General features: G+C 48.9%; 6 protein-coding genes. 4 read left to right on the top strand and 2 right to left on the bottom strand.

The annotated features are described in order from the left end of the window. Positions 1 to 350 precede the first annotated feature (350 nt). From KME12_21640 to KME12_21650, 3 genes are all read left to right on the top strand, one after another. Positions 351 to 1613 carry a glycosyltransferase family 1 protein gene (locus KME12_21640; GenBank protein MBW4490390.1) on the top strand — a complete coding sequence of 421 codons (1263 nt, stop codon included), beginning with the start codon at positions 351 to 353 and terminating at the stop codon, positions 1611 to 1613. Between the two features lie 214 nt (positions 1614 to 1827). Then, positions 1828 to 3102, top strand: coding sequence for a UDP-galactopyranose mutase (glf, locus tag KME12_21645; protein MBW4490391.1), 1275 nt, complete (start codon positions 1828 to 1830; stop codon positions 3100 to 3102). Positions 3103 to 3306: 204 nt separating this feature from the next. Continuing rightward, positions 3307 to 5568, top strand: coding sequence for a sugar nucleotide-binding protein (locus KME12_21650; GenBank protein MBW4490392.1), 2262 nt, complete (start codon positions 3307 to 3309; stop codon positions 5566 to 5568). Between the two features lie 106 nt (positions 5569 to 5674). Here KME12_21650 and KME12_21655 read toward each other — a convergent pair whose 3' ends face one another. Both KME12_21655 and KME12_21660 read right to left on the bottom strand, forming a co-directional pair. Next, entirely contained in the window at positions 5675 to 6697 is a 1023-nt protein-coding gene (locus tag KME12_21655; protein ID MBW4490393.1) for an SDR family oxidoreductase, read from the bottom strand. Positions 6698 to 6987: 290 nt separating this feature from the next. Further along, positions 6988 to 7704 (bottom strand): DUF72 domain-containing protein, encoded by a 717-nt coding sequence (locus KME12_21660; protein MBW4490394.1) that lies wholly within the window; start codon positions 7702 to 7704, stop codon positions 6988 to 6990. A 180-nt stretch (positions 7705 to 7884) separates the two neighbouring features. On the opposite strand from KME12_21660, the gene KME12_21665 reads away from it, so the two are divergent. After that, the gene (locus KME12_21665; GenBank protein ID MBW4490395.1) at positions 7885 to 8175 is read left to right on the top strand and encodes a hypothetical protein; all 291 of its coding nucleotides are present in this window, start codon (positions 7885 to 7887) and stop codon (positions 8173 to 8175) included. The last annotated feature ends 71 nt before the right edge of the window (positions 8176 to 8246 follow it).

Below are 8246 nucleotides of genomic sequence, written 5' to 3' on the forward strand. Positions count from 1 at the left end.
ACAACTAATGGCATCAATTTAGCAATTAATAATTAATCAGATTTCGCAAGACCCTCGTATCTGACCAACGACATAAGTTGGATTGCTTACATTTCTAGATCTTGTCACAGAACCAATTAAAACACCAAAAACACGGCTATTAAATCAGTTTGACGGCTAAAAAGCTTCTAAATCACAAGTTATTTTAATATTTATCTCCCTCTGAAGATAGATTTCACATCTACCGTTGAATAGAAGCTTTTCGAAGTGATAAGGAATTATTGTGAATTAAGATCAGAGCTTTCCACCTAAATAAAACTAGGTTGATCATGACTCCACCTGACCAAGCATCAATCAGTCATAGTACTAAGATGAGACCTATAAGAAAGTTATCTTCACAGGATACATCAACAGCAGAATTGCAAGCTTCTAGCTTGTCTCTTTCAGATGTTGAATGGTTCTTCCCAGGTACATCTGATTTGGTTTGTTTGTCCCACTTACGGTGGGATTTTGTTTATCAGCGACCGCAACACCTTTTAAGTCGTTGTGCTCAAGGACGTAGAGTTTTTTTGATTGAAGAACCTGTCTTTGAAACAGGAGATGACTGGTGGCTGGAAGTCGGTAGACGCGATTGTGGGGTGTCAGTAGTTGTGCCCCACCTACCGAGTGGCTTGCGGGCGGAAATGGTCACAGCCATGCAACAGAGCTTGATAGATGATCTGTTTGCTGAGTATGCGATCGCCAATCCGATTCTGTGGTACTACACCCCGATGGCCTTGGCTTTTACCAGTCATTTGCAGGCTGCCGCAGTCGTTTATGACTGCATGGACGAACTAGCCGCCTTTAGGGGGGCACCTCCGGCATTACGAGAGTTTGAAGACCAACTCTTTCAACGAGCTGACCTAGTATTTACAGGTGGCCAAAGCCTGTACGAAGCGAAACGCCATCAGCATCCTCATGCTTATGCCTTTCCTAGCAGTATTGAGGCAGAACACTTTGCCCAAGCCAGAACGATCCCCGCAGATCCAGCCGATCAAGTAGACATTCCTCATCCTCGCCTAGGTTTCTATGGGGTTGTGGACGAGCGCATGAACCTGGATCTACTAGATGGTATTGCTCAAGCTAGACCTGATTGGCATTTGGTCATTATTGGGCCTGTGGTCAAAATTGATCCCGAAGCTTTGCCACGTCACCCTAACATTCACTATCTAGGTGGCAAATCCTATCAAGAGTTGCCGCAGTATCTAGCGGGATGGGATGTGGCTTTGTTGCCTTTTGCCCTCAATGAATCGACACGCTTTATCAGCCCTACCAAAACACCAGAATATCTGGCTGCTGGCAAGCCTGTGGTTTCCACCTCAATTCGAGATGTGGTGCGGCCTTATGGAGAGCAGAACCTAGTGCATATCGCTGATACAGTTTCTGGATTTGTGACAGCAGCAGAAGCAGCGATGCAGCAGGCTCAACAGGATACAGAGTGGCGACAGCAAGTAGATGCATTCTTGGCTCAGATCTCTTGGGATAAAACTTGGGCGGCAATGCTGCAATTGATTGAGGCGGCGATCGCTAGCAAACAAGTCGAATCTACGCCCAAACCAACCGCCATTTTATCTAAATCTGTTTCGGGTGCTTAACAAACCCAGTGTATAACTAGTCTTCTTATAGAGGACTATACGACAGCGATTTAAGACATAAGACAAATACAGACATTTACAAACCTGCGGTGATGAGTCATAGGTGCTAGGACATCTAGTGAAGATCAATGACTCAGGTGCCGAGACTAGAGCTTTCAGCCATGAAAACAATGAAAGCTTTCAAACCATTTACTAAAAGCGAGGTACTTCAACAATGTTCGACTACCTAATTGTGGGTGCAGGATTTTCAGGTAGCGTTCTGGCGGAGCGCTTAGCGAGTCAACTAGGCAAAAAGGTATTAGTTTGCGATCGCCGCAATCATATTGGCGGCAATGCTTACGACCATTACAACGACGCGGGCATTCTAGTACACAAGTATGGCCCTCATATCTTTCACACCAACTCTCGTGATGTCTTTGAATATTTATCCAATTTCACGGAGTGGCGGCGTTATGAACACCGGGTACTAGCCAGTGTCGATGGTCAATTGGTGCCCATGCCCATCAACTTAGACACTATCAACAAGCTGTATGGCTTAAATCTCACTTCTTTTGAACTAAATGATTTCTTTGCCTCGGTAGCAGAGCCTAAAGAATATATCCGCACTTCCGAAGATGTGGTGGTTAGCAAAGTTGGACGTGAGCTATACGAAAAGTTCTTCCGGAACTATACTCTCAAGCAGTGGGGCATCGATCCTTCGGAACTCGACAAGTCGGTCACAGCTCGCGTTCCGACTCGCACTAACAGAGACGATCGCTACTTTACCGATACCTATCAAGCGATGCCTTTGCACGGCTTCACTCGCATGTTTGAAAACATGTTGTCCCACCCCAATATCAAAGTGATGTTGAATGTGGACTACCGAGAAATTCAAAAGATGATTCCTTACAAGGAAATGATCTACTCTGGCCCCGTAGATGAGTTCTTCGATTATCGCTATGGTAAGCTACCTTACCGATCGCTCGACTTCAAGCATGAAACGCTGAATGAATCTGTGCATCAGCCCGCAGCGGTGGTCAATTATCCTAACGAACATCTCTACACTCGTGTCACCGAGTTTAAATATCTCACGGGTCAAGAGCATACCAAGACCAGCCTAGTCTACGAGTATCCCAAGGCCGAGGGAGATCCTTACTATCCAGTGCCTCGCCCGGAAAATGCAGAACTCTACAAGCAATACAAAGCGCTAGCCGATTCTACGCCTGGAGTACATTTTGTCGGGCGCTTGGCTACCTACAAGTACTACAACATGGATCAAGTGGTCGCTCAAGCTCTATCTGTCTATGCCAAAATAACAGAGCGACCCAGTTGGCACCCCGAAGAGGAAAGCGTTGCCGCTCGTGTATCGGCTAAAACGCCTAGCAGCGATCGCCGCTCTGAAGTCAACTTAGACCAAACCTCCCTCACCCATGCTGCTGCCAATTCATCTCCTGCTAAAAGCGTCGAGAAAAATGGCTCCAGCAAATCCTTATCTACTAAAGTAGACTAGCGCCTGTTTTAGAAGTGGATCTTTCATGAGCAAATCCTTCCATGAGCAAATCCATGAAAGATCCACTTTCTAGTTGACCTTCAAAGCATTTTTTAGGATGGGTCAGAATCAATAAGCATGATACTGAATATGAGGAGTGAAGAACCATCTTCTCGATATAATGTTGCGTCTAGCAATTCCGTAGCCAATGATCCGGATGCGGCTATGAAACTGGAACTGTGGGCTGGGATCGAATGTACTGTGAATCGCATTGGCGATCAATATTTTGACCAATTAGAGCGCAACGGTCACGTCGATCGGATTGAAGATTTAGACTTATTTGATTCCTTGGGAATTACAGCCATCCGCTATCCTGCCCTCTGGGAAAGGATTGCCCCCAATGGACTAGCACAAGCAGATTGGTCCTGGCTGGATCAGCGACTAGAACGCTTGGATGATTTGGGCATTCGGCCTATTCTGGGGTTGGTGCATCATGGTAGTGGTCCTAGGAATACCAATTTGCTTGATCCCGCTTTCCCGGAAAAGTTAGCGGAATTTGCCCAGGCGGTGGCAACTCGTTATCCCTGGATTAGTCATTACACCCCAGTTAACGAACCACTGACCACTGCTCGCTTTAGCGGACTTTATGGTCACTGGTATCCTCACCAACAAAGTGGACTGGCTTTTATCCAGGCATTGCTAAACCAATGCCGTGCCGTGGCGCTCTCGATGCAAGCAATTCGGCAAGTGAATCCCCAGGCTCAACTGGTACAGACAGAAGACTTAGGGAAGATCTTCAGCACTCCCTTACTGGCTTATCAGGCAGAGTTCGAGAACCATCGGCGCTGGCTCAGCCTTGATTTGCTCTGTGGTCGCGTCGATCACAATCATCCCCTTTGGGAGTATCTCCGGGAGATTGTGGGGATTGCTGAAGCAGAACTCACCTGGTTTCTCGATCATCCTTGCCCACCCAATATCATGGGCATTAACCGCTACCTCACCAGCGATCGCTTTTTGGATGAGCGGCTAGAACGCTATCCTGCCCATACTCATGGTGGCAACGGTAAGCATCAATATGCCGATGTAGAAGCTGTCCGGGTTTGTGTAGAAGGGATTTGCGATCCTCATACCTTGCTTAAGGAGGTTTGGGAACGCTACTACTTACCGATCGCAGTGACAGAGGTACATTTAGGCTGCACCAGAGAAGAACAATTGCGCTGGCTCCAGGAGATCTGGAATGCTGCCCAGCAACTACGAACAGATGGTGCCGATATTCGAGCCATTACTGCTTGGTCGCTGCTAGGCGCTTACGACTGGAACAGCTTGCTGACGCGATCGGACGGCTTCTATGAGCCAGGAGTGTTCGATCTCAGATCACCTCAGCCTCGTCCTACTGCTTTGGCTCAGATGTTACGCCAGCTAGCTACAGGCACTCAATACCATCATCCCTTACTAGCAGTTCCGGGTTGGTGGCAACGACCAGAACGGTTGCTTTATCCACCTGTCAGTTATACCGGAGAGCCAGGAGATCAGCAGCTAGAGGTGGGGAGTCAGGAACCAGGAACCAGAAGTCAGGAGTCAGGAGTCAGGAGTCAGGAGTCAGAAGTCAGGAGTCAGAAGTTAAGAGGGGCGCAAACTGCGGCTAGCCCGACTCTACCACTTTTGATCACGGGGGCGACTGGGACGCTAGGACGTGCCTTTGCCCGTCTCTGTGAAGTACGCGGGATTCCTTACCGCTTGCTATCTCGTCAGGATATGGACATTACCAATCCAGATTCTGTCGATCGCGTCATTGCAGAGCTAAAACCTTGGGCGGTGGTCAATACGGCAGGCTATGTCCGAGTGGATGACGCTGAGCGAGAACCAGAGCTATGTCGGTTCATCAATACAGATGGCGCGGCAATCGTAGCGGAGACTTGTGCAAATCATGAGGCCGCCTTTGTCACCTTTTCTTCGGATTTAGTGTTCGACGGTAATCGGGCCGAACCCTATGTCGAAAGCTGTGAAGTGGCACCCCTGAATGTGTATGGCCACAGTAAAGCGATCGCCGAGCAGCGGGTACTTGCCAGCCATCCTTGCTCCTTAGTCATTCGCACCAGTGCCTTTTTTGGGCCTTGGGATGAATACAACTTCCTAGCGATCGCCCTCCGCACTCTAGCTTCTGGTCAACCCTTTATTGCGGCAGAAGATGCAGTGGTATCTCCCACCTATGTTCCAGATCTGGTGAATGGCACCTTAGATCTACTGATTGATGGGGAATGCGGCATCTGGCACCTTGCCAATTCCGGCGCGATCGGTTGGGCTGAACTAGCGCAGACAGTGGCAAATTTGGCTGGCCTAGATACAGCAGGAATCGAAGCTCGTCCAACTAAGGATTTGGGCTGGGCCGCTCCCCGTCCTGTTTACAGCGCCCTTAGTAGTGAACGGGGTATCTTGTTGCCATCTTTAGATGACGCGATCGATCGGTATCTTTGCCAGAGAGCGTAGACCTAACCCCTAGCCCCTTCCCTGCGAGAGAAGGGGAACAAGTACAACAAGAATTTGGGGCGATCGCTGATTTGGCGCGTATGTAAAGCTCGTATGTAAAAAAACTCTAGAAAAGACTGTTATTTCTGAGGCTAGGGGCAGTTAATAGAGCCAATGCTGCCACTCCTACCGCTGCGATCGCGCCCCATTTGGCGGCGGGGTGAGTTGCCAGCCAGGTAGAGTAGCTAGTACGGGCTTGCTTCGTGAAGTCTCCCTTAACGGTGTCATAACCAGAGATCGGCTCAAACAAGTTGTCAGGTGCATCTTCAGATTTAGGTTCTTTAGTTTGCTGCAACTGAAAGCCAACTTGGCTAACCAAAGCATCCATCAGTCCGGGTGATAGGCTTTGTAAGAGCAACATGGCTCGACCCGCACCCCCAACAACCAAATCACGGGTGGGATGCTCTGCCGCATACAGGATGGCATCTGCTGCGATCTCTGGCTCATAGAACGGTGGTAGACCCTGAGGTTTAACCCCAATCTTGGTTCGAGCTTTGTTGAACAAAGGCGTATTGATCGAGGCAGGCATAAGGTTGGTGACGCTAATGGGCACTTTTTCGTGCATCAGTTCCACCCGCATTGCCTCTAGAAAGCCATCAATTCCATGCTTACCAGCAGCATAAGCGCTGTGGTAAGGGAAAGCACGCTTGGCTTCTACGGAAGAGACGTGAATTAGCGCACCTCGGCCTTCGTGTCTGAGGTGAGGTAAAGCAACCATTGCTCCATGTACCTGTCCCATCAAATTCACATCTACGACACGCTTAAACTCTTCGGGTGTGGTCTGCTCAAAGGTAGCGTAGAGGTTGACAGCCGCCACATGCACCCAAGTGTCCAGTCGCCCATATAGTTGAATCGCTTTGTCCGCGATCGCCTGTACCTGCTCAAACACAGTGACATCTGCTGTCACGTGGCTAGCGGTGCCACCCAGATAAGCAATTTCTTGGATCAGCGTTCCCAATCCCTCTTCACTTCGAGCTGCAATGATCAGCTTTGCTCCGCGTTTGGCAAACTTGAGGGCGGTTTCTCGACCAATGCCACTTGATGCACCAACAATGACAACCACTTGTTGGTCAATTGGTTTCAGTTGCATGATTCTTCTCCTGATAATCTCCTCGCCGTTCCACCTCCTCCTGATGGCAACAAGATGACCCAGCGTATTTGCCATTTAAAGACAGCCTCAAAATCCGAACGTCATCCTTTAAGCTAGTGTTGATGCTGCTGGTAGAGGAATCATGATGAATTAAGGTTGTAACGCGCAACACAATACCACTCAGCGCATAATGGCACCTTTTCTCCCCTGCTTAGGAAAAGGCAAACTGAGTTGTTGGTCCCCTCTAAAAGGTTGGGAGAGGGGCTGGGGTGAGGGCAAAAATTTGAGAATTACTTAATGAATGTCTTCAGGCGTTGGGCATCGTGGATGGCGTGGCCTTCCGGATCATTGTTGAAGTAGACATAGACATCAATGTTCTGTGCTAAGAACGAGTCCACTTGATCCGACCAAGTTAACAACTCAGCATCGCTGTACCCTATACCTGCCTGACCAGAGTGCATCCGAATGTAGGTCCAGGGAGCCGTGAGGCAAATGTCTAAGGGGACAGTGGGGCTGACCGGGAGACAGAGTGCTACTCCCGCTTTCTCCAGGCGTCGGTAAACTTCTGGGATCAACCAGCTAGAATGGCGAAACTCTAATGTATATTGCTGCTGCGAATAAGTTTGCAGCAAATCTAGAAATGGTTGCAGGCGATCGAGATTGAGATGCCAGGTGTGAGGAAACTGAAACAAAATTGGCCCCAGCTTTTCTTGTAGACCACTGGCTCGTTCCATCAAGCGTTCCAGAGGTTCCTCTGGATCTTTCAGCTTCTTCATGTGGGTAAGATAGCGACTCCCTTTAACGGCAAAGAGAAATGTATCTGGAGTTTGTATCCGCCAATGCTCAAACACCGATCGCTCTGGTAAGCGGTAAAAGGAGAAATTGATTTCTACGCTGGGAAATTGCTCGGCAAAGAAGGGCAACTGTTGTTCACCGGGCATCTGGGGTGGGTAGAACAATCCCATCCAATGCTTATAGACCCAACCGCTGGTGCCAATTAACAACATGAATTTACGCTTATCTTACTAACCTGGTGCTAGCGATCGCCATCTTGCTTATTTCCTCCTATTAGACACCTCCAACCAGCGAACTATCTCTAGCGCGAGTGGTACAGATCCAATCGATTCTTGAACATGGAGGGCATTCGTCTCCCTCACACATTACTGAGAATTAGAGAATTACCTGTTATGGACCCCAAACAACTAAGCCACGAGTTGCGTGAAGGCCAAAGCCCTGACCTCGATCGCCGTCGGCAAATCATGGGCTTGTCGATGGTCGGCGCAACGATGGCACAACTCGTCTCCCTCTATCAAACCGGAGGGATTGACCATTTGCCCGATCCACCTGTGCCCATCTTTGATGCTGATCGAGTTGATGCCTCTAACTACGCCTACAGCCGCTTCAATAGCCCCGATGGGCCGATTATAGAAATCGCCGTAAAACCCACATGCTGTCTTCGGTGGGATATAAGGCGGTGAGTCGAAGACGAACAGCTAGGTAGGCTACTTCTCCAACGACCTAATGAACTCTCGAATCACATCTGTCTTGG

Origin of the sequence: Trichocoleus desertorum ATA4-8-CV12 (genome assembly GCA_019358975.1) — a bacterium.
Taxonomy (GTDB): Bacteria; Cyanobacteriota; Cyanobacteriia; order FACHB-46; family FACHB-46; genus Trichocoleus; species Trichocoleus desertorum_A.